General features: G+C 61.6%; 17 protein-coding genes. 1 reads left to right on the top strand and 16 read right to left on the bottom strand.

The window, feature by feature from the left end:
• Positions 1 to 84: 84 nt before the first annotated feature.
• The 15 genes from ACLBKS_RS02925 to ACLBKS_RS02855 form a co-directional block, all read right to left on the bottom strand.
• Entirely contained in the window at positions 85 to 2976 is a 2892-nt protein-coding gene (locus ACLBKS_RS02925) for an adenosylcobalamin-dependent ribonucleoside-diphosphate reductase (RefSeq protein ID WP_410191288.1), read from the bottom strand.
• Between the two features lie 101 nt (positions 2977 to 3077).
• Positions 3078 to 3884, bottom strand: a complete 807-nt coding sequence (locus ACLBKS_RS02920) for a carbonic anhydrase (protein WP_410191287.1) — start codon at positions 3882 to 3884, stop codon at positions 3078 to 3080.
• A gap of 12 nt (positions 3885 to 3896) precedes the next feature.
• Entirely contained in the window at positions 3897 to 4700 is an 804-nt protein-coding gene (locus ACLBKS_RS02915; protein ID WP_410191286.1) for a peptidylprolyl isomerase, read from the bottom strand.
• The gene (gene narI / locus ACLBKS_RS02910; protein WP_410191285.1) at positions 4697 to 5422 is read right to left on the bottom strand and encodes a respiratory nitrate reductase subunit gamma; all 726 of its coding nucleotides are present in this window, start codon (positions 5420 to 5422) and stop codon (positions 4697 to 4699) included. The genes ACLBKS_RS02915 and narI overlap by 4 nt, the downstream gene beginning before the upstream one ends.
• 1 nt (position 5423) lies before the next feature.
• Positions 5424 to 6104: a nitrate reductase molybdenum cofactor assembly chaperone gene (gene narJ, locus ACLBKS_RS02905; protein ID WP_410191284.1), complete on the bottom strand. Its 681-nt coding sequence runs from the start codon at positions 6102 to 6104 to the stop codon at positions 5424 to 5426.
• Between the two features lie 2 nt (positions 6105 to 6106).
• Positions 6107 to 7630, bottom strand: coding sequence for a nitrate reductase subunit beta (gene narH, locus ACLBKS_RS02900; RefSeq protein ID WP_410191283.1), 1524 nt, complete (start codon positions 7628 to 7630; stop codon positions 6107 to 6109).
• A gap of 11 nt (positions 7631 to 7641) precedes the next feature.
• Positions 7642 to 11436: a nitrate reductase subunit alpha gene (locus ACLBKS_RS02895; protein ID WP_410191282.1), complete on the bottom strand. Its 3795-nt coding sequence runs from the start codon at positions 11434 to 11436 to the stop codon at positions 7642 to 7644.
• A 30-nt stretch (positions 11437 to 11466) separates the two neighbouring features.
• Positions 11467 to 13107 carry an antiporter gene (locus ACLBKS_RS02890; RefSeq protein WP_410191281.1) on the bottom strand — a complete coding sequence of 547 codons (1641 nt, stop codon included), beginning with the start codon at positions 13105 to 13107 and terminating at the stop codon, positions 11467 to 11469.
• A gap of 33 nt (positions 13108 to 13140) precedes the next feature.
• Positions 13141 to 14397, bottom strand: coding sequence for an MFS transporter (locus ACLBKS_RS02885; RefSeq protein WP_410191280.1), 1257 nt, complete (start codon positions 14395 to 14397; stop codon positions 13141 to 13143).
• Positions 14398 to 14574: 177 nt separating this feature from the next.
• Positions 14575 to 15237, bottom strand: coding sequence for a response regulator (locus tag ACLBKS_RS02880; RefSeq protein ID WP_410191279.1), 663 nt, complete (start codon positions 15235 to 15237; stop codon positions 14575 to 14577).
• Positions 15227 to 17056 carry a type IV pili methyl-accepting chemotaxis transducer N-terminal domain-containing protein gene (locus ACLBKS_RS02875; protein WP_410191444.1) on the bottom strand — a complete coding sequence of 610 codons (1830 nt, stop codon included), beginning with the start codon at positions 17054 to 17056 and terminating at the stop codon, positions 15227 to 15229. Before ACLBKS_RS02875 ends, ACLBKS_RS02880 begins: the two co-directional genes overlap by 11 nt.
• A 186-nt stretch (positions 17057 to 17242) precedes the next feature.
• A complete protein-coding gene (locus ACLBKS_RS02870; protein ID WP_410191278.1) occupies positions 17243 to 17683 on the bottom strand; it encodes a CopD family copper resistance protein in 441 nt (146 codons plus the stop codon).
• A complete protein-coding gene (locus ACLBKS_RS02865) occupies positions 17680 to 18135 on the bottom strand; it encodes an RrF2 family transcriptional regulator (protein WP_410191277.1) in 456 nt (151 codons plus the stop codon). The genes ACLBKS_RS02870 and ACLBKS_RS02865 overlap by 4 nt, the downstream gene beginning before the upstream one ends.
• A gap of 12 nt (positions 18136 to 18147) precedes the next feature.
• Positions 18148 to 19395: an NnrS family protein gene (locus ACLBKS_RS02860; RefSeq protein ID WP_410191276.1), complete on the bottom strand. Its 1248-nt coding sequence runs from the start codon at positions 19393 to 19395 to the stop codon at positions 18148 to 18150.
• Positions 19388 to 19807 (bottom strand): group III truncated hemoglobin, encoded by a 420-nt coding sequence (locus tag ACLBKS_RS02855; protein ID WP_410191275.1) that lies wholly within the window; start codon positions 19805 to 19807, stop codon positions 19388 to 19390. Before ACLBKS_RS02855 ends, ACLBKS_RS02860 begins: the two co-directional genes overlap by 8 nt.
• Before the next feature lie 105 nt (positions 19808 to 19912).
• On the opposite strand from ACLBKS_RS02855, the gene ACLBKS_RS02850 reads away from it, so the two are divergent.
• Complete coding sequence (locus ACLBKS_RS02850; protein WP_410191274.1) at positions 19913 to 20239, top strand: cupin domain-containing protein; 327 nt, start codon at positions 19913 to 19915, stop codon at positions 20237 to 20239.
• Positions 20240 to 20299: 60 nt separating this feature from the next.
• On the opposite strand, the gene ACLBKS_RS02845 is transcribed toward ACLBKS_RS02850, so the two are convergent.
• A complete protein-coding gene (locus ACLBKS_RS02845) occupies positions 20300 to 20977 on the bottom strand; it encodes a GNAT family N-acetyltransferase (protein WP_410191273.1) in 678 nt (225 codons plus the stop codon).
• Position 20978: the final 1 nt, after the last annotated feature.

Below are 20978 nucleotides of genomic sequence, written 5' to 3'. Positions count from 1 at the left end.
AGATTTTGGGGGCGGTGCTGAAAAGTCGAAAACAACTTTGACATCAGAGCGGCCCTCACGATCCGAGTTATTTTCTGGGAGCGATCATCCACATTGCCCCACATCACCGCAGGTGGTGCAGAAATCACAGCCATCCTTACGGATGACAGTGGCGTTTCCACATTCTGGGCAGGCGCGTCCGGCGAGCGGAGCAGGTTCGTCGCGATGGGCGGGCGCCTCGAGTACCCCCATTTCGCGCAGTGGGTGGCCTGCTTCGTCGAGGATGCCTAGCATGGCGTAGCGATGGATGATGAGACGCGCTATGTAGGCCACGGTGGAAGGCCAGACCTGTTGGCGCCGTTCGCCGTGCGGCAAGCCCGGCACGAAGGCCATGAAGTGCCCCAGAGGTTCGGCGTAGTTGAGCAGTTTGCGCAATTTCATTCCAATCCAGGCGGGGTCCAAGACGCGCATGTCCAGCGAGAGCAGGCGCGCCAAGCCGTCGAGCGCACGTGGGTAGTTGCCCGACAGGCCCAAGGCGCAGGGACGGTGCACCGGCGTGCCATCGGGGCCGGGCAGACTCACCTCCTTGAGCGTCAACGTGAACGCTTCACCGGTGGCCGGGTTGTCGATGTCCACGGCCCAGGCCAGGGTGCCTGAGGGGCCGGTCAACGGTTCCTCGCGTGCGAACATGGCATCAAGTACGGGCGTGGCCAACGCAGGTGCGCGCCACAGGCCGAGTTGTTCGCAGCGCCAACGTATCACGGTCGCCACGGCGGCCACCACGCCGGGGAAGAGGCGTTTCTCACCATGAGGGGGGAAAGGCATGTCGAAAGACCGTTCCTCGGCAACCGTGGCGAGCGCATCGAGCTTGAGTCGCAGCCACGCCGGGTCATTGGCGCGCAGGTCCATCGAGAGCGTCTTGGCCAGGGCGCCCAGGCCGCGTGGCTGTTCTGTGCCGTTCACCCAGACTTCGAATGCCTGGGCCGCGTTGCCTTCCTCGCCGGGAAGCTCACCCACGAAAAGCGCGAATTCGCCGTGGGGATGACGCACCATGAAACACCAGGCCAGGTTACCGCCAGGCAGCTCGGGACGGCCGGGCCAGCGCAGCGATGAAAGCACGGGCGCGGGGAGGCGATCCAGCGCGAGACGCCGATTGGCGTCAACAATCTGCAGCGGTGAGGTCGCGGGTGGGGCGCTGAGTACCGAGCCCAGCACTGCGTTGGGCCGGTAGGTGGCCAGGCCCTTCAGGCCGGATTTCCAAGCCTGCAGGTACAAATCCTGGAAGTCAGCGTAGGGGTAGTTGGCCGGTACATTGACCGTCTTGGAGATGGCGGTGTCGATCATCGGGGCCACGGCGGCCACCATGGCGACATGGTCTTGCGCGCTCATCTCCAGCGCGGTGACGAAGGACGGTGTCAGCGCCGCGTCTTCACCCTTGAGGTGACGGTACAGGCGCCAGGCATGGTCTTCCACCAGGTATTCCTTGAGCGTTCCGTCAGGCATGCGCTTCTTGCGCGTGTAGTGCCAGCTGAAAGCCGGTTCGATGCCATTGCTGGCGTTGTCAGCGAAGGCCAGGCTGATGGTGCCCGTGGGGGCAACGGACAGCAGATGGGAGTTGCGCAGGCCGTGTTGACGGATCTTCTCCTTGAGCGCTTGTGGCAGGCGTGAGGCAAAGCGCGGACTGCTCAGATACAGGTCCGGGTTGAAGAGCGGGAACGCCCCGCGTTCACGGGCGAGTTCGCACGAAGCGTCGTAGGCCGTGTCGCGCAGGGTCTCGGCGATGCTTCGCGCCATGTCGCGCGCGGGCTGGGTGTCGTAGCGCAGCCCGAGCATGACCAACGCGTCGCCCAAGCCGGTGAACCCGAGGCCCACGCGACGCTTGCTGCGTGCCTCTTCCTGTTGTGGTGGTAAAGGCCACATGGTCACGTCCAGCACGTTGTCCAGCATGCGCACCGCAGTGCGGGCCAAATCGGTCATGCCCTCGAAATCGAAGCAAGCCTGCGGTTCGAAGGGATGCCGCACGAAGCGGGTCAGGTCGATCGAACCGAGGCAGCAGCACCCGTAGGGTGGCAGCGGCTGCTCGGCACAGGGGTTGGTGCTCGCGATGGTTTCGCAGTAGGACAGGTTGTTGTCACGATTGATCGTGTCGATGAAGAGCACGCCGGGCTCGGCATGGTCATAAGTGGAGCGCATGATTTGCTCCCACAGATCACGTGCGCGCAGCTTGCGGTACACCCATACGCCGCGTGCGGCGTCATGGTAGGCGCCTTCGTTCTTCCGCACGGGGCCAGGTTCGGCACGGTGCACGAGTTCAAAGTCGGTGTCCTGGATGACGGCTTGCATGAAGGCGTCGCTCACTCCGACTGAAATGTTGAAGTTCTTAAGATCGCCTTCATCCTTGGCGTGGATGAAGGCCTCCACGTCCGGATGATCGCAACGCAGGACGCCCATCTGCGCGCCACGCCGGCTGCCCGCTGATTCCACGGTTTCGCATGAACGGTCGAAAACGCGCATGTAGCTCACTGGGCCCGAAGCACTGCTTTGCGTGCTTCCGACCCAAGCGCCGAGAGGACGAATCCGCGAGAAGTCGTAGCCCACGCCGCCGCCGCGACGCATGGTTTCGGCTGCCTCCAGCAACGCAAGGTAGATACCGGGATGACCTTCTTCCACATGCGCGATCGCGTCGCCAATGGGCTGCACAAAGCAATTGATCAGCGTGGCGGTGAGTTCCGTGCCCGCAGCGGATTGGATGCGGCCAGCGGGCAAGAAGCCCTGCTGCAGGGCATGGAAAAAACGACTCTCCCATTGCGCGCGATGCGCGGGTGCTTCGGCTGCGGCCAAGGCACGCGCCACGCGCAGGTTCACGTCTGTGCAGGTGCATTCGTCGTTCTTGGCGTACTTTTCCAGCAACACATCGGCACAGATGGCCTGCAATCCAGGCGCTGGCGACGGTGTCACGGCTGGGGCTGCGGGCTGGGATTGGACTCTATCGGCCATGTTGACTCCTGTCTGCGCAAAGGCAAAGTGCATGGTGGCCGCACCCTGCCCGTGGGGTTTTGATCTGGCGCAAACTTGCGTCGCGGGTCAACCAGTGTGTTTCACAGCATGTGGTCGGGTGTTTCCGACCCTGGGCGGATGCCGGAGTGTTCAGCGCTGGACGCGGGGACGAACCGACCGCTGGGGATGTCGAGGATATGGACCTCCCCGTCTTCGATGACGTAGTGCCAGCCGTGCAACGTCAAATGACCCGCTTCAACCCGCGACCGCACCATGGGGTAAGACATGAGGCGTTCGAGCTGGAGCATCACCGCGCGTTGTTCGGTGCGGCGCAGGACTTCCTGACGCAGTCCATCGCTGGGTGAGTGGCGAGCCGCGCCTGCGTTTTTGCCATCGAGAGTGGCAAGGTGTGGTGACGCCTCGGGGGCGAAGAGACGCACAGGCAAAACCGCTTCGCGCCCCAGGTCCAGCCAGGCCTTGAGATTGATGGCCTCCACGGGAACACCCTCGTACAGCGCGCGGATACCGCCGCAGTGGCTGTGACCACAGACAACGATGCGCGTGACCTGCAGGTTCAGGACTGCAAACTCTATCGCGGCGGCCGTACCGTGGTAGCCTGTCCAGCGGCGCGCCGTGCCCAGGTAAGACCCTTCTTGGGGAGGGTCGTTGCAGGTGTCGGACAGCATGCCATCGTGCGGCGGAACGAACGCGGCCACGTTGCGCACGATGAACAGTTCGCCTGGCCCGGTGCCGGTGAGCAAATAAGGAACGAGTCGCGAATCTGAACAACCAATGAACAGGATTGTGGGATGCTGGCCATGCTCCACCAGCGCCTGGAAGCGTTCCTGGATGCCGGGGAATGTCTGGTCATGGAAACGCCGTAGACGTTCCAGCAGTTCGTCAGGCATGTGAACCTTGGTTTATTGAACGAGTGGCGTATCCGCAGTGTCGAGTTCCACGCCCTCCAGTTCCGCCTGTCCAGCCAGCACAGTCAGGTACTGGCGCAGCGCTGTCACATAGCTCTGCTGGCGCAGGGTTGCGGCAATGGCGCCGTGTACAGACTCGAATGGCTGATCGGTGCCGACCTCGCGCTGGAGTACTTCCACCACATGCAGGCCGAATCGACTGTGCACCAGTCGCGGTAGAACGCCGACGTCGTTCTGTCCGAATATCTCGCGGGCGAACTCGGGGGCGCAGTCGGCGGCCGTGAGCCAGCCCAGCATGCCACCTTCCTGTCCACTGGGGCAGTTGGACATCGTGCTTGCTGCCTGCACAAAAGGATCCTCGGTGCCGTCATGGCTGCGCACTTCCAGCAAAGCGCCCTCGGCGCGTTTGCGCAAGGCCACCACATCCACACCCGGTGTCACGGCGAAAAGGATGTGACGTACCCGCGCGCGTTCACCCAGGCGGTAGTGGGCCGCATGGGCCGCATGGTGGCGTCGACAGGCTTGCTCGGAAGGCTCGGGTGTTTGCAAGCTCTGCTCCAGCAACTGTTCGATGGCATCGGCCGCGGCTTCGCTGGGAACGCCGTCCACCGGTACATCGTCCTGCGCCAACATGCCAGCGCGCAGCGCGGCCTGGCGCAGCAGTTCGGTACAGGCACGTTGTCGCAACTGTTCATTACTCAGCGTTTCGACGGGGTCGTGCAGCGCCACGCCGTTGACGCGTGCGATGGTGTTCTCCGAGCCGGCACAGCCGCAGGTGGGGGAGCAGGGGGTGTTCATGGGCGAGCTCCAGACTGGGAGTGACCAGATGGTAGGTTGAGCCGGCGGCTGCGAACGAGCTGATAGGGGCGAATCAGATAGGCCATGGCGGCGAAGCCACTCCAGACATGCACCAGACGCGTGAAGGGAAAAATCAGAAAAATGCTCATGCCCAAGACCATGTGTGCCTTGAAGACCCAGCCGGCTTCGAGCAACAGTTCGGCAGCGCCGCCACGGAAAGTGACGATGCGTTGTGCCCACTCGGCCAATACCAACATCATGCTGCCGTCCAGATGCTGGGCCGAGAGAGGGATCGTGGCCAGGCCCAGCCCGAACTGCAACCAAAGCAGAAGCAACAGCACGATGTCGCTGGTCTTGCTGGTGGCGCGGATGCGCGGTTCGAAGAGGCGGCGGTGCAGCAACAGGGTGACGCCGATGAAGCCCAGGACGCCGAAGAGGCCGCCCGAAACCATGGCCAGCAACTGCTTGGTGCCGGCCGTCATGAAGGGCTCGTAGACGAAGTGCGGCGTGAGCATGCCCACGCTATGGCCGAAGAAGAGAAAGAGGATGCCGATGTGGAACAGGTTGCTGCCCCAGCGCAGCTGACCTGCTTTCAGCAGCTGCGAGGAATCGCTTTTCCAGGTGTATTGGTCACGGTCGAAACGGATCAGGCTGCCCAGAAAGAAGACCGTGAGGCAGATGTATGGGTAGATGCCGAACACGAACTGGTTGAAGTAGCTCATTTCACGCTCCTTGCGCCGCGCCTGCGGCGGTCTTCCTGACAATGCGCACGGGCTGGGACTGACCGGGCTTGGCCTGGCCTTCGGTGGAGCAGCCACCGAAGACGGCGGGCTCCTCCCAACTTTCATCGAGCGGTGGCTCCTCGGCCACCTTGACGGCCTGTGCCTTCTCGCCCGCGATCTCTAGAAGCGCGCCCAGCACGCTGGCGTAGGCACTGTCCTGCTTGACCAAGGCGCTGAAGATGGCGTTCAGGATGTGCGGCATCTCACCGAGGAAGGCGCCTGCCTCTTTCGCCGGCTGAGTGGAGACGAACTCCAGCACCACAGGCAGGTAGTCGGGCAATTCGCCCTCGGCCAAGTAGAGCCCGGCCTTTTCGTAGGTCTGGGCCAGGTCGATCATGGCCGGTCCGCGGTCGCGGCTGTCGCCGTGCACATGCTCGAAGAGGTGCAAGGAGGTGCTGCGGCCGCGGTCGAAGAGCTGCACATAGTCGGCTTCGACCAGCAGCGGGTCGCGCGTGGCAAGACTACGGATCAGGGCATCGAGTTCGGCCCGCCGAGCCTTGCCCAAGGCTTGTTCCTTTGCCAGGGCCGCCTGCATTTCGCCCAGATGGTCGCGCAGCTCGGCGTCGGGATAGCTCAGCAGGCGCGCGAGCACGCGCAGGGTCAGGGTGGCGTGGTTGCTCATGGTCAGACTCCTGCCTTGATGGGGATGGTTCGGCGTTTGCCGCTGCCGAAGAGGCTGGTCTCCGTGCTGCCTTCCGAGCAGCCGTTGCCAAAGGAGAAGCCACAGCCGCCGCGCATATCGAAGGTGTTCTCGGCGTACTCTCGGTGGGTGCTGGGAATGACGAAACGATCTTCGTAGTTCGCGATGGCCATGATCTGGTACATCTCCTCGACCTCGGCCTGACTCATCTGAACCTGTTGCAGAACACGGGTATCGATGCGGCCTTCCACATGCTTTTCACGCTGGTAGGCGCGCATGGCCAGCATGCGTTCCAGGGCGCGCTCCACGGGCAAGGTATCGCCAGCGGTCAACAGGTTGGCCAGGTACTTGACCGGGATGCGCAATTGCTTGACGTCGGGAATCTGGCCGTTGACACCCACATGGCCCGCGTTGGCTGCTGCCGTGATGGGTGAGAGCGGCGGCACGTACCAGACCATCGGAAGGGTGCGGTATTCCGGGTGTAGGGGCAGGGCCACCTTCCACTCCACCGCCATCTTGTAGACCGGGCTCTTGCGCGCGGCTTCCATCCAGGCATCGGGAATGCCGTCCTTGCGCGCCTGTTCAATCACCTGCGGGTCGTTGGGGTCCAGAAAAATTTCGAATTGCGCCTGGTAGAGATCACGGTCATGCTCCACGCTGGCCGCTTCCTCGATGCGGTCTGCGTCATACAGCAGAACGCCCAGGTAGCGGATGCGACCCACGCAGGTCTCGGAGCAGACCGTGGGCTGGCCAGCCTCGATGCGCGGGTAGCAGAAGATGCACTTCTCCGCCTTTCCCGATTCCCAGTTGTAGTAGATTTTCTTGTAGGGGCATCCGCTGACGCACATGCGCCAGCCGCGACACTTGTCCTGGTCAATCAGCACGATGCCGTCTTCTTCGCGCTTGTAGATCGATCCGCTGGGACACGAGGCGACGCAGGCGGGATTCAGGCAGTGCTCGCACAAGCGCGGCAGGTACATCATGAAGGTGTTCTCGAACTGCCCGTAGATGTCCTTTTGCACATCCTCGAAGTTCTGGTCCTTGCTGCGCTTGCTGAATTCACCACCGAGAATTTCTTCCCAGTTCGGACCCCACTCGATCTTCTCCATGCGTTGACCGGTGATCAGGCTGCGCGGGCGTGCGGTAGGCGCCGCCTTCATCTCGGGGGCCGACTGCAAGTGGTCGTAGTCGAAGGTGAAGGGTTCGTAGTAGTCGTCGATCTGCGGCAGATTGGGATTGGCGAAGATCTTCATCAGCAGCTTCCACTTGGCCCCCTGACGCGGTTCGATGCTGCCGTTGGCCTTGCGGACCCACCCACCGTTCCACTTCTCCTGGTTCTCCCACTCCTTGGGGTAACCGATGCCAGGTTTGGTCTCGACATTGTTGAACCAGGCGTATTCGACGCCCTTGCGGTTGGTCCAAACATTCTTGCAGGTGACCGAACAGGTGTGACAGCCGATGCACTTGTCCAGGTTCAGAACCATGCCAATTTGCGCGCGAATTTTCATGATCTTCTCCTTCAGACGGTGCTGCGGGCCGTGATGGCGGGCTCGTCATCGAGCCAATCCACCTTGTTCATCTTGCGCACCACGACAAATTCGTCACGGTTGGTGCCGATGGTTCCGTAGTAGTTGAAGCCGTAGCTGAACTGCGCGTAGCCACCGATCATGTGGGTAGGCTTCAACACAATGCGCGTGACGGAGTTGTGGATGCCGCCACGCGTTCCCGTGATTTCCGACCCAGGCGTGTTGATGATTTTTTCCTGGGCGTGGTACATCATGACCATGCCTGGTTTCACGCGCTGGCTCACCACCGCGCGCGCGGCGATGGCGCCGTTGATATTGAAAAGCTCTACCCAGTCGTTGTCCACGACACCGGCTTTCCTGGCATCGTCCTCGCTGAGCCAGATCACCGGTCCCCCACGATTGAGCGTGAGCATCAGCAAGTTGTCGCTGTAGGTGCTGTGGATGCCCCACTTCTGGTGTGGCGTGATGAAATTCAGCAGGATCTCCGTGTTGCCATTCGATCTCACGCCGTGGATGCCCACGGTGGTCTTCAGATCCACCGGTGGCTTGTAGCTGGACAGGTTCTCGCCAAAAGCCGATATCCAGGGGTGGTCCAGGTAGAACTGCTGGCGGCCAGTCAGGGTGCGCCACGGAATCAGCTCGTGGACGTTGGTGTAGCCCGCGTTGTAGGACACGGTTTCGCTTTCGATGCCGCTCCAGGTTGGGCTCGAGATGATCTTGCGTGGTTGGGCCTGGATGTCGCGGAAGCGGATTTTTTCGTCCTCGCGGTGCAGGGCCAGATGCACATGGCTACGCCCCGTCTGCTTGCTCAATGCCTCCCAGGCTTTCACGGCGACGTGGCCATTGGTCTCGGGGGCCAGCTGCAGAACAACCTCGCAGGCATCGATGTCGCTTTCGATCCTGGGCATGCCACGGGTGGTGCCTTCGGCCGTGACGGTGCCGTTGAGCTCGCCGAGCTGCTTGACCTCGTCCTGCGTGTTCCATGCGATGCCCTTGCCACCATTGCCCACCTTGTTCATCAACGGGCCCAGGGCCGTGAATCGCTTGTAGAGGTTGGGGTAGTCGCGTTCCACGACGGCGATGTTGGGGGCCGTCTTGCCAGGGATGAGATCGCACTCGCCTTTTTTCCACTCCTTCACGCCGAAGGGTTGAGCCAGTTCCGCTGGACTGTCGTGCATGAGAGGAGAGAGGACCATTTCGCGCTCCACGCCCAGCTGACCCACGCAGAGCTCGCTGAATTTCTTCGCGAATCCCTTGTAGATGTCCCAGTCACTTCTTGATTGCCATGCCGGGTCCACCGCCGTTGACAGCGGGTGGATGAAGGGGTGCATGTCGCTGGTGTTGAGGTCGTTCTTCTCGTACCAGGTGGCCGTTGGCAGCACGATGTCCGAGTACAGGCAGGTGGTGCTCATGCGAAAGTCCAGCGTGACTAGAAGGTCCAACTTGCCCTCGGGCGCCTTGGCATGCCAGACCACTTCCTCGGGCTTGGCTTCATCTTGTCCAAGGTCCTTGCCTTGCACGCCATGGGCCGTCCCCAGCAAGTGCTTGAGGAAGTACTCATGGCCCTTGCCGCTCGACCCCAGTAGATTGGAGCGCCAGACGAACATATTGCGCGGCCAGTTGGCTGGGTGGTCCGGATCTTCGCAGCTCATCTTCAGGCTGCCGTCCTTGAGGCTCTTGACCGTGTAGTCCTTGGGGTCCAGACCTGCAGCGGCCGCGTCTTTGACTACCTGCAAAGGATTGGTCTGCAATTGCGGGGCGCTGGGTAGCCAGCCCATGCGCTCGGCGCGCACGTTGTAGTCGATCATGCTGCCGCCAAATGCCGATCTGTCGGCCAGTGGAGAAAGCACTTCTTCCATGGTCAGTCGCTCGTAGCGCCACTGGTCGGTGTGAGCGTAGAAGAAGCTGGTGCTGTTCTGTTGGCGCGGCGGGCGGATCCAGTCCAACGCGAAGGCCAGGGCCGTCCAGCCGGTCTGCGGACGCAGCTTCTCCTGCCCCACGTAGTGCGCCCAGCCGCCGCCGCTCTTGCCGATGCAGCCGCAGAGCATCAGCATGTTGATGATGCCTCGGTAGTTCATATCACTGTGGTACCAGTGGTTCATGGCCGCGCCGATGATGACCATGGACTTGCCCTGGGTCTTGTCGGCGTTCTCGGCGAACTGGCGTGCCACCGTGAGCAATTGCTGGCGCGGCACGCCGGTGATCTTTTCCTGCCAGGCCGGGGTGTAGGGCGTGTTCTCGTCGTAGTTCTGTGCGGCGTTCTCGCCGGGCAGACCGCGGGCCACGCCCAGGTTGGCGGCTTGCAGATCGAACACCGTGGCGACCAGGGCCTTACGTTCCTCACCTTCCTTGCCCAGGCTGATGCGCGTCACGGGCACGGTGCGCAGCATCACGCCGCTGCCGCCAGCGCCGCCGGTGTTGTTGGGGAAGTGTTCGTGCTCGATGCCGCCGAAGTAGGGAAAGGCCACTTGCACCGTCTGTGGCGTGGAGGAGTCCTCCATGGCAGAAAGGCGCAGTTTCACCGTGCCGCCATGGCGGGCTTCCTTGTCTTCCAGGTTCCACTTGCCGGCATCGTCCCGTCCCTCGGAGCCCCAGCGAAATCCGATCGAGCCCTGGGGTAGCACGACCTTGCCGTCCTCCCTGAAGGCCACGGTCTTCCACTCGGGGTTATTGGCCTGGCCCAGCTTGCCGTTGAAATCGCTGGCGCGCACATACCGATCGGGCACGAGAACGGTCTTGCCATCCGGTGTCTGCTGTTCTTTCAGCATGACCAGCATGGGTAGGTCGGTGTAGCGGCGCGCGTAGTCGTCGAAGTAGGCGCTGCGCCTGTCGAAGTAGAACTCTTTGAGGATCACATGGCACATCGCCACGGCCATTGCCGCATCCGTGCCTTGCTTGGGGTGCATCCAGATGTCGGCCAGCTTGGAGATCTCAGCGTAGTCTGGTGTGATGGCCACAGTCTTGGCGCCCTTGTAACGCACCTCGGTGAAGAAGTGGGCGTCGGGCGTGCGCGTCTGCGGCACGTTGCTGCCCCAGGCAATGATGTAGGTGGAGTTGTACCAGTCGGCTGATTCGGGAACGTCGGTCTGCTCGCCCCAGATCTGTGGACTGGCCGGCGGCAGGTCGCAGTACCAGTCGTAGAAGCTCATGCACACACCACCGAGCAACGACAGGTAGCGCGATCCGGCGGCGTAGCTCACCATGGACATGGCGGGAATCGGCGAGAAGCCGATCACCCGGTCCGGGCCATGTTTCTTGATGGTGTGGATGTTCGCGGCGGCCACCATCTCGTTGACTTCATCCCAGCTGGAGCGCACGAAACCGCCCAAGCCACGCACGCTCTGGTACTCCTTGCGCTTGGCGTTGTCCGAGGCGATCGAGGCCCAGGCCTCCACTGGGCCGTGCGTGAGGCGCGCCTCGCGCCAGAGCTTGAGCAAACGACCGCGCACCATGGGGTACTTCACGCGATTGGCGGAATACAAGTACCAGCTGTAGCTGGCACCGCGCGCGCAGCCCCGCGGCTCGTGGTTCGGCATGTCCCAGCGCGTGCGGGGGTAGTCGGTCTGTTGGGTTTCCCAGGTGACGATGCCGCCCTTGACGTAGATCTTCCACGAGCAGGAGCCTGTGCAGTTGACGCCGTGGGTGGAACGCACGATCTTGTCGTGGGCCCATCGGTCGCGATAGGCATCCTCCCAGGTTCGGTCTTCACCGTTGGTTTGGCCGTGGTTCTTGGAGAAGTTTTCGCGCGGCAGCGAGAAATAGCTCAGGCGGTCGAGAAAATGGCTCATGTTGGGCCTCCTAGAATTTTGTTGTGGCGTTCAAGGGTTCTTCACGTAGGCGTTCTTGCGCAGGTAGAACCACCAGTTCAGCATCAGGCAAAGGGCGTAGAAGACAGAGAAGCCATAGAAGGCGAACTGAGGCGATCCGGTCTTGATCTGGTCTCCGATCACCACGGGCGCGACGAAGGCACCGTAAGCCGCCACGGCAGAGGACCAACCCAGCACTGGACCGGCTTGCTGTCGGTCGAAGATGACGGCGATGGTTCGAAAGGTCGAGCCGTTGCCGATGCCCGAGGCGGTGAACAACAGCACGAAGAGCAGCATGAAGGTCAGGAAGTGCTGCTCTGGCGTGGCCGATTGATAGGCCTGGAGCATGACGTACCCCACTGCCGCCGAGGCGAAGACCATCACCGCCGAGATCAGCTGCGTGACGATGGAGCCGCCCACTTTGTCAGAGATCCAGCCACCAATGGGGCGCACGGCCGCGCCGACGAAGGGGCCGATCCAGGCATAGGTCAGAGCACTGGGCGCGTTGGGGTTCTTGGCGTGCAACCAGGTGTTGGTGGCGACGTCGAAAGTGTGCGTGCTGCCGAAGATCACTGTGATGGACAGGGGCAGCGCCATTGAGAAACCGATGAAACTGCCGAAGGTCACGATGTAGAGCGCCGTCATGGACCAGGTGTGCTTGTCCTTGAAGATGGCAAACTGCTTGGCGATGTTGTCCTTCATCGGGCCGAAAGCCGCTAATTTCATGGTGAACAGCGTGGCCACGATGATCAGCGGCATGGCCACCCACATATTGAGCAAGCCCAACCCCGTGGGCGCGGGCAGGTAGAGGTAGAGCCCGATGCCGGCCGGCAGGAAGGACAGGGTGTAGAGCCAGATGATCTTGAGGAAAGCGCTGATCGTGCTGCCCAAACTGCTGTTCACATCTGGCGTCACCGTCTTGAGGTTGTTCATGCCGAACCAGCACAGCACGGACAGCGGCACCAGCGAGAGCAGCCAAGCAAAACCGGCGTTCTGGACCCAGGTGGGGGTCCCTGCGGCGATCTTGCCGAAGATCCAGCCGCTGTCCTTGACCAGCGTCATCGGCGCACCGGCGTAGGCGCCGAAGAGGCTGACCGTCATCACCAGTGGGATCACGATCTGCATGGTGGTCACGCCGAAGTTGCCCAGGCCAGCATTCAGGCCCAGGGCTGTGCCCTGCAGGCGCTTGGGAAAGAAGGTGCCGATGTTGGACATGGAACTGGCGAAATTGCCGCCACCCACGCCCGACCACAGTGCCATGAGCTGGAAGACCCACAACGGCCACTCTGGGTGCTGCAGCGCGATGCCTGTGCCGATGGCCGGCGCCAGCAACATGGAGGTGGTGAGGAAGATGGTGTTGCGTCCACCCGCCAAGCGAATCAGGAAGCTGGCCGGTATTCGCATGGTGGCGCCAGCTAGGCCGGCGATGGCCGTCAGCGTGAAGAGTTCTGCCTGGCTGAAGGGAAAGCCCAGGTTGAGCATCTGCACGGTGATGATGCCCCACATGCCCCAGACCGCGAAGCCGCAGAGCAGCGCGGGCACCGAGATCCAGAGGTTGCGGTAGGCTGTTCTCTTGCCCGTGCTTTCCCAGAACTGCTCGTCTTCGGGGCGCCAGTCGGTGAGTGTGGCTCCCGACGCCTTGCCGGTGTTCATGGTGTTTCCTTTGAAATGGTCGGTGATCTGCGCTCAGCCCTTGAGGCTGAAAGCGGTGGCCTGCGGGCCCATGACCTCGGTGCGGCGCACCTCGGTCCAGTACATCCAGATCAACGAGACCCAGACGACGCCGTACATCAGCATGAAGGCGCTGGAGCGGATGCCTGTGTAGTCCAGCAGTGCACCGAACAGGATGGGCAGCACGAAACCTCCCAGGCCACCGGCCAAACCCACGATGCCGCTGATGGTGCCGATGTTGCCGCTGTAGTCGTCGCTGATGTACTTGAAGACGCTGGCCTTACCGAAGGCAAAGGCGATGCCGAGGACGAACATTAATGCCGTGAAGGCATGGACATTCAGGCCAATGTGGAAGGTCCGAAGGCCATTGAGGGTGGTGACAGTGAAGTCGAACTGTGGGTAGCTCAGCAGGAAGAGGCAGATCCAGCTCACCCACATGACCCACCAAGTCACGGAGTGGGCACCGTATTTGTCAGATAGCCAGCCACCAATGGCGCGCAGCACGCCGCCGGGCAGAGAAAAGCAGGCCGCCAGCAAGGCCGCGGCGCGGATGTCCAAGCCGTACTCGCCCACGTAGTACTGCACCATCCAAAGCGAGAGCGCAACGTAGCCGCCGAAGACGATGCTGTAGTACTGGCAGTACTTGAGCACCTTGGGGTCCTTGAGCGCCTTGAGCTGGTCCGTGAACTTCACGTTGCTTGGCACCCGGTGAGTCGGGTCGCTGTGGCTAAAGAGCCAGAAGATGATGACCGTGCCCAGCATGATGGCCGCGTAGACCTGCGGCACCATGGTCCAGCCGAAGGCCACCACCAGCGCTGGCGCGATGAACTTGTTCACCGCCGCGCCCGAGTTCCCGGCGCCGTAGACCCCCATGGCGAAACCCTGGCGGTTCTTGGGGTACCAGCGCGCCACATAAGGCGTACCCACCGAGAAAGAGCCACCAGCCAGTCCGACGAAGAGACCGATGACCAGGAAGTGCCAATACTCGCTGGCATAGGCCATGAGGAAGATGGCCGGCACGGTACTGGCCATGAGGATGGCCATGACGATGCGCCCGCCGTACCGATCCGTCCAGATGCCCAGTGGCACTCGCACCAGCGAACCCGTGAGCACCGGCATGGCCGTGAGCAGGCCGAATTCCGTGGCATTCAGGCCCAACTGCTTTTTGATCGGGATGCCGATCACGCCGAACATCATCCATATCATGAAGCACATGGTGAAGGCCAGCGTGCTGACGATCAGCACCGAGAGCGCTTGTCTGTTTTTGTCCATCTCACAACTCCTGAGGGTTTGGATGGACTTTAGGAACTGCGATGCCAGGAGGCCATCCTCCGAAGGGATGGGTGTTGGACCTGGGCGTACTACGAAAGAACTAGTCGGCGGTTCTAAGTGGCTGGTGGTTGAGGTGGATCAAATGCGGCGGTGTTGGAACTCGACGAAGGGCGTCCCTCAGTTAACCCCCGCGTTCGCCGCCATCACCGCCGCCTGCACGCGCGTATTCACGGCCAGTTTGCGAAGCACGTGTTGCACATGGATCTTGACCGTGGTTTCGGCGATGCCAAGTTCGGCACCAATCTCTTTGTTGCTGGCACCGCGTGCGATGCCGCGCAAGATGTCACGTTCTCGCCGAGAGAGCTGCTCCAGCAATGCAACGGCCGGATTGGGTGGGGTGGTGGGTGCGTCGCCGCGCAGGGCGGAGACGAGCTTGCCTGTCATATCGGTGGCGATGACGTGCTCGCCTTGCATGACGCGTTGGACGGCAGCAGCCAGCGCATCACCTTCGATGGTCTTGAGCAGGTAGCCGGCGGCGCCGGACTTGAGCGCGGCCGCGAGGTCTTGTTCGTCCTCGCTGACGGTGAGCATCAGCACGCGGGCATGGGGAGCGGCTTCGCGCAGGGCGGGTAGTGCGTCCACGCCTCGCACGCCGGGCAAGTGGTTGTCGAGCAGGATGAGATCAGGCTGCAGCTCCTTCGCGCGGCGTTGGGCTTGGCCGGCATCGGCAGCATCACCCACTACTTCGAAGGAGTCCTCTCGCGCGAGCAGGGCAGAAAGACCGCGTCGAAAGAGTGTGTGGTCGTCCACGACCAGGATGCGGATGCGTTCAAGCAGCATTGTGTTCAGGCACGAAGCGTGGCGCGGGAGTCGATATCTGCTGGGGCAAGGTGAGTACCATGGAGGAGCCATCGCCCAGGGTGGAAATGAACTCAATACGCGCACCGATGCGGGCCGCGCGCTCTTGCATGATGCGCAGGCCCACATGGCTTTCGTCCGCGCCGACACTGGGGTCGAATCCGCAGCCGTCATCGCGTACTTCGAAGCGCCATTCAGGCTGCTGCCGGACCTGGAGCCGAACTTGCCTGGCCCGGGCATGCTTGCGCACGTTGGAGAGCGCCTCCTGGATGATGTGCAATATCTGAATCTGAAGGTCTGGCGCGAGGGGTAGGCTCTGACCGTGCATTTCCAGTACTGTCTGGAGACCGCTCTGCAACTCGAATTTGTGCAGGGTCGTGGTCAAGGCCGTTTCAATGTTTTCGTGGTTGGTTCGTGTGCGGAAATGAACGAGCAATTCGCGCACGTCGCTGTAACTTTCGCGCACACCGACTTCGATCTCGTCGAGTGCTCTCGCCATGGCAATTCGATCGTTGCTTGCCACGGCGTCATGCATGAGCTGAACCTGGATCTTGAGGAAGGCAAGCGACTGAGCGATGGAGTCGTGCAGCTCACCGGCAAGTAGCTGGCGTTCCTGCGATACCGCCGCCTCCTTCTCGAGTGAATTCAGACGCAGGTTCTCCATCGCTCCAGCGAGATGGCTGGCCAGCGCCTCTAGCAGCGAGCTCATGGCCGGCGAGACATGTGTCTGCGCGTGGTAAAAAAGGTTGACCTCACCCATGATTCGGTCGTGCAGGCGTATGGGCAATTTGACCAGGGATGCATAGCCCGCTTGATTGCACAGGTGTTCTGGTGCATCGGCTGTGCTCTGTATGGAGATGACCCGAGCGCCGGCAGGTGCGTTCGCGCTGGATCCGCAATGACAGTTTCCATGGAGGATGCAATGCTCAGCCTCCACGATTTCGGAAGGCAGGTCCTGCGTCGCCAGCAGCAGATACCGTTGATTGGCTTCGTCTGACCAGCGAAAGGCCACTCCATCGGCACGCGCGACGCGTTGGATGCTGCGCACAAATCCTCGAGCCAATTCATCCAGCGTCTTGGCGCGCGCCACAAGAGCCGTGACTTCGTACAGACTTTCGAGTCGTTCGCGCTTTTCCTCGAGTTCCGCCGTTTTTTCCGCTACCTTGAACTCGAGACCGCGATACATCGATTGCAGGTGGTCTGCCATGTCGTTGAATCCCCTGGCCAGGGTTCCAAACTCGTCGGTGCTGCGCCGTTCGACACGCGCGCTCAGGTCACCACCCTGAAGCTTCTCTATCGCACGCTTGAGCTGAGTCACCGGCCCCACCACCATGGAATAACCGGTTGCGAGCAACACCACGGTACCCAGTATCACGATGCCAAGGAGCGCGGTTTGGAGCAGGTGTAGGATGGCCGTCCAATGGGAGATGTGCGTCTCGATGCTTTGCACATAGGCGTCGAGATGCTTGACGAAGGTACCGGCTTGTTCACGCAACTGTGGCGGTGGTAACAGGGAATCGAATCCTTCTCGAAAGACCAACCAACTCCGTTCGATCTCGATGAACCGGGTTCGTATGTTGTCGTCCCAGGGAACGAGCAGCGGGCGTTCAGGGTCGCCGTGGCGCAAAAGTTCCAAGCTGGTTTCGAACTCTTGCGCGTGTTGCACGAGTGTCTGGCGCTCGCCCGTGCTCAGCGCCAGTGCGATGCGGTAGGTTTGCATGCGCATGCGCCCGGCCTCATTGACTGCCGCAGCGCCTCCATCCAACTGCCAAGACACCCATAGGGTGGCGACCGTGACCATCAGGGCCAGCAACAGAAATGGCGTGCCTGCGAGTGCCAGCTTGGTGCTCAGGCTGTATTGGGGTTGCGCATTCATGGGTCAGTGGTTTGATCCCAAGCGTCGAAGGTGGCGGGCATGCTACGCGCAAAATGGGCCTGGGTCAAAAGCCTGTGGGCGCTGTTTTGGTCGCCTGTCCATTTCATTGGTTCACCAGCGAAGATGGAACATGGCCTTGGCCAGCAGCACGATGACAAGAACATGATAGAACACGCTCAGATGCAAGCGTCTTGAGCGACGACCGCTCAACACGCCATGCCATCGCCACACCATCGCCGTTACGAAATGACCGAAAACACTCAACGCTAAGGCGATCTTGAGCGAGAGCAGCAGACCGAAGCTGCTGTTCATTGCCTGCGACAGTGCGGCGCGGTGCTGCCAAGCCAAGCCCACGCCAGTGGCATACAGGGTTAGCAGAACCCAAGGCATCACAGCGGTGGCGCGATTACCGATGGCATGCTCCAGAGCACGCATCGTTTCGTGGGTTAGCTTCTTTCGCACCCCTTCGAGCATGACGACTTCAAAGAACACGGTACCGGCAAACGCCATGGCGGCCAGCAAGTGCAACGCAAGCAAGACGCCGTAATTCATGACGTTTTCTCACGCTTCACTGTCATGCGACGGATCACCAAAGCCGATCTGTTCGTTCGAGGGCGAATATCTGCCAAGGAAAATTCGTCCAGATGGGCCATGAAGCTCTGCAGGGCCCCATCCATCACCTTGGCGAGTTGGCATTTGTTTGTCAGGGCGCACTGGGACTCCGTGGAAAAGCACTCGACCAGTGCGAAGTCTGACTCGATGCCGCGCACCACGGCCCCTAGGTTGATGTCACTCGGTGGCCGAGCCAGACGCATACCGCCGCCTTTTCCGCGCACCGTTTCTATCCAGCCCAGCAGGCCGAGCTGGTGAGTTACCTTCATCACATGGGCCTCGGATATGTCATGGACTCGGGCCACCTCCGATATCGTGCACAGGCGTTCGGGCTGCTGCGCCACATACATGAGCAAGCGCAGCGCGTAGTCGGTCATTGTGGTCAGGCGCATGGAGAGTTTTCTTCAACGAGGCGAGCGTGGTCGCACGGGAATCTTGTCGGTATTGAGGATAGGCGTTCCCGCCGAATTCATGCGGGGGCGGATCAGCATGGGGACGAAGCGCCACAGGTAGAGTGCAAAAGCCGGAATCCATGCACTGGCCGAAGCGTGCAGCGCGACCAGTGTCAGACTGGTGGGTAGCAGCGCCACGAGGCGCAGTGCCGCGGCGATCATCACCAGCAGATAGCACGCGACCATGAGACGATCCGCACGCAGCGGCCGCCCCAGATGGCCCAAGGCCGTGCGCGTCACCATGCCGATGATCAGCACCGAGAAGCCAGCCACGCCGATCACATGCGCTGGCCAGGCCGCGCGTGGAACCAGTTCAGCCGCGTGGCCAGCAGCCACTAGCAAGCCCAATCCCAGCGAGGCGTAGCCGACATAAAGAATCCAGAGCAGAGGCACGCGACGCACAGACCATGGTTTCCAACTCACAAGCTGCACCAGAGCGATCGTGCCAGCGACGGAGAGGAACAGGGCCATCGCCTGAGTCCAGCCCAGAAGTCCGCAGCCGATCGCGAGGCACCCAGCAGTCAGCTGAACGTGGCCGCTGCGTGTGTGCATCGGCAATTTGAGTCCTGTCACAGCACGCATCGCGAAGAATGGAATCACCCGGCGAGCCACGAGCAGCGTGACGATCGCCATGCACAGCAGACCGGTGTTGAAGCGTTCCATGAGCAGGAGGTAGTCGCCTCCCCGCGCGGCCAACAGGAACAAGCCTTCGGCGACGCCCAGCGCCGCCATCAAGAGAGGCACGCCATAGTTACGTTGATTCCGCGTGCTGTAGATGGCGCGGCCCAGCGCCACGGCCGCCCAGGCAAAGAACAGCAGCGTGCTTCCAGAAGCCAGAACGAAGGCGGTTGTGCCAGGCACGAGAAAGCCCAGTCGGGCCAGGACCCAGAGCAGAACCAAGACGCCCAAGGCCTTGCCCTTGAGTGGATTGACACCTGTCCAATTGTTGCCAGCCGTGAGCAGGAAGCCAACCGCGATGGTTGCGATGAATCCCCAAAGAATTTCGTGCGCATGCCAGATCACGCCGGTGAGCTGCCCGTGCAGCCAGTTGGGTGCGAACACCCACAGTGCCACTGACACGGCTGCCCAGAGGCAACCCGCCATATACAAAGGCCGGAATCCCAGTTCAAGGAATGCACCCCACTGAGGTACTTCCGACGGAGTCCTTCCGGGCTCCTCAATCTGAAGCAGATTAGCCATGTGCAAGCACCGTGGGCACGGTGTCCGGGTCTCGGCTGATCTGGTAACCCATCCACAGGCTCTGCGCAATGCGCTCAGCCATGGCGCAGGCCTGCTCACCCAAGGGCCGGTTGGCCTGGTCTGCGGCGTTCTCCCGGAACAGTCGCAGCCAGCGCTGGAACAGCGCCGCGGTCAGACCTGGTAGCGCGGCATGCTTGGGCATGGGTGCGCCCGAGAACCGGCCTGTGCGCAGAAGAATGGACGACCAGAAATCCACTAGTTTGACCAAGTGTTGATTCCAATCGTCGATATGCGATTCGCAGATCGGCCCCAATACCTCGTCCTTGCGCACGCGTGCATAGAAGGTATGCACGAGGCTTTCCACCTCGGCCTCCGTGCAGAGTTCGTTCCTCGATAGAAGGCTTTTGATCATCGGTGTCTGTGCCGCATCCATAAGATTCACATTAAATATATCTTATGATGACTGCACAATGGCGGTGCCTCTGCATTTGTCTGATCTATGTCAAACTGAAGCGCCATGGCTCTGAAACATGCCCAACCTTTGGAGGTCATTGATCTCCATTTGACCGACGCGATAGCCGAGCAGGCTTTCAGCAGCAGCCTGCTGAAGACACCCCGCCTGCAATTGATGCGGGTGATCTTGGCTGAGGGTCAGTCACTGCCTGAACACCGTGTGCCCGGCGAAATCACGGTACAGTGCCTCTCGGGAGAAGTTGATGTCGGAGCGCCCTCACGAACCTGCAGATTGGTTGCTGGTTCCTTGGTGATGCTGCCCGCTGCTGAGCCTCACTGGGTCCGGGCGATCGTGAGTAGCGTGTTATTAGTCACCGTTCTTCATCCTTGATTCGACCCTTGAGCTGGGAAGGTTCTATGGTCATCGACGTCGGGCATGCGATGCATGTCTTCACGCGGGTTCGTGTCGAAGGATCGCGACATGGACCGTCGAACGAACTTCGAACCCCAGACCCTCGTACAGGGCAATCGCGGCCTTGTTCGTCGTCCAGGCATGCAGGAATGGCAGAGCTCCGCGGCGCTGAACGTCCGCCGCCACTGCGGCTGAAAGCCGCCGCGCCAAACCGCGGCCGCGGAAATCGGGGTGAGTACAGACTCCACTCACCTCGACATGCCCTGAAAAGCGCATGCGCTCGCCCGCCATCGCGGCCAGTCGGCCATCGATGCGCAAGCCGATGAAGCGGCCCATGGTGTGCGTGCGCGCGAGGAAGGGTCCGGGCTCGGTCAGCTTGGCGAGTGCGAGCATTTCGGCCGCATCGGCATCGCCCAACACTTGAACGCCGTCGTCATCCGCATCCAGCCGGCGCGTCGCAACCATCTGCACGCCCGCGGCTGCCTTCACCACTTCCAAGCCGGGCGGCACCACGATCGGCGGTACCTGCAGTACATAGACGCTGTCGTCGCCCGGTGGCACCAGGGCAGCCAGTGCCGCCAGGTTGCCGAGGGTTTCGTCGGGTGTCGCCGCGAAGCGGTTGATGTCGGGCAGAAACCGCCGCGCGCGCTCGTCACCCAGGCCCCAATGCGGCTGGTCTCGCAAGCTGGCCCAAACAGGTCGGTCGAGGTCGGACATG

This window comes from Hylemonella sp. W303a, from assembly GCF_046452315.1.
In the GTDB taxonomy this organism is placed as follows: domain Bacteria; phylum Pseudomonadota; class Gammaproteobacteria; order Burkholderiales; family Burkholderiaceae_C; genus Hylemonella.
This window is presented reverse-complemented; position numbering and strand designations above follow the sequence as displayed.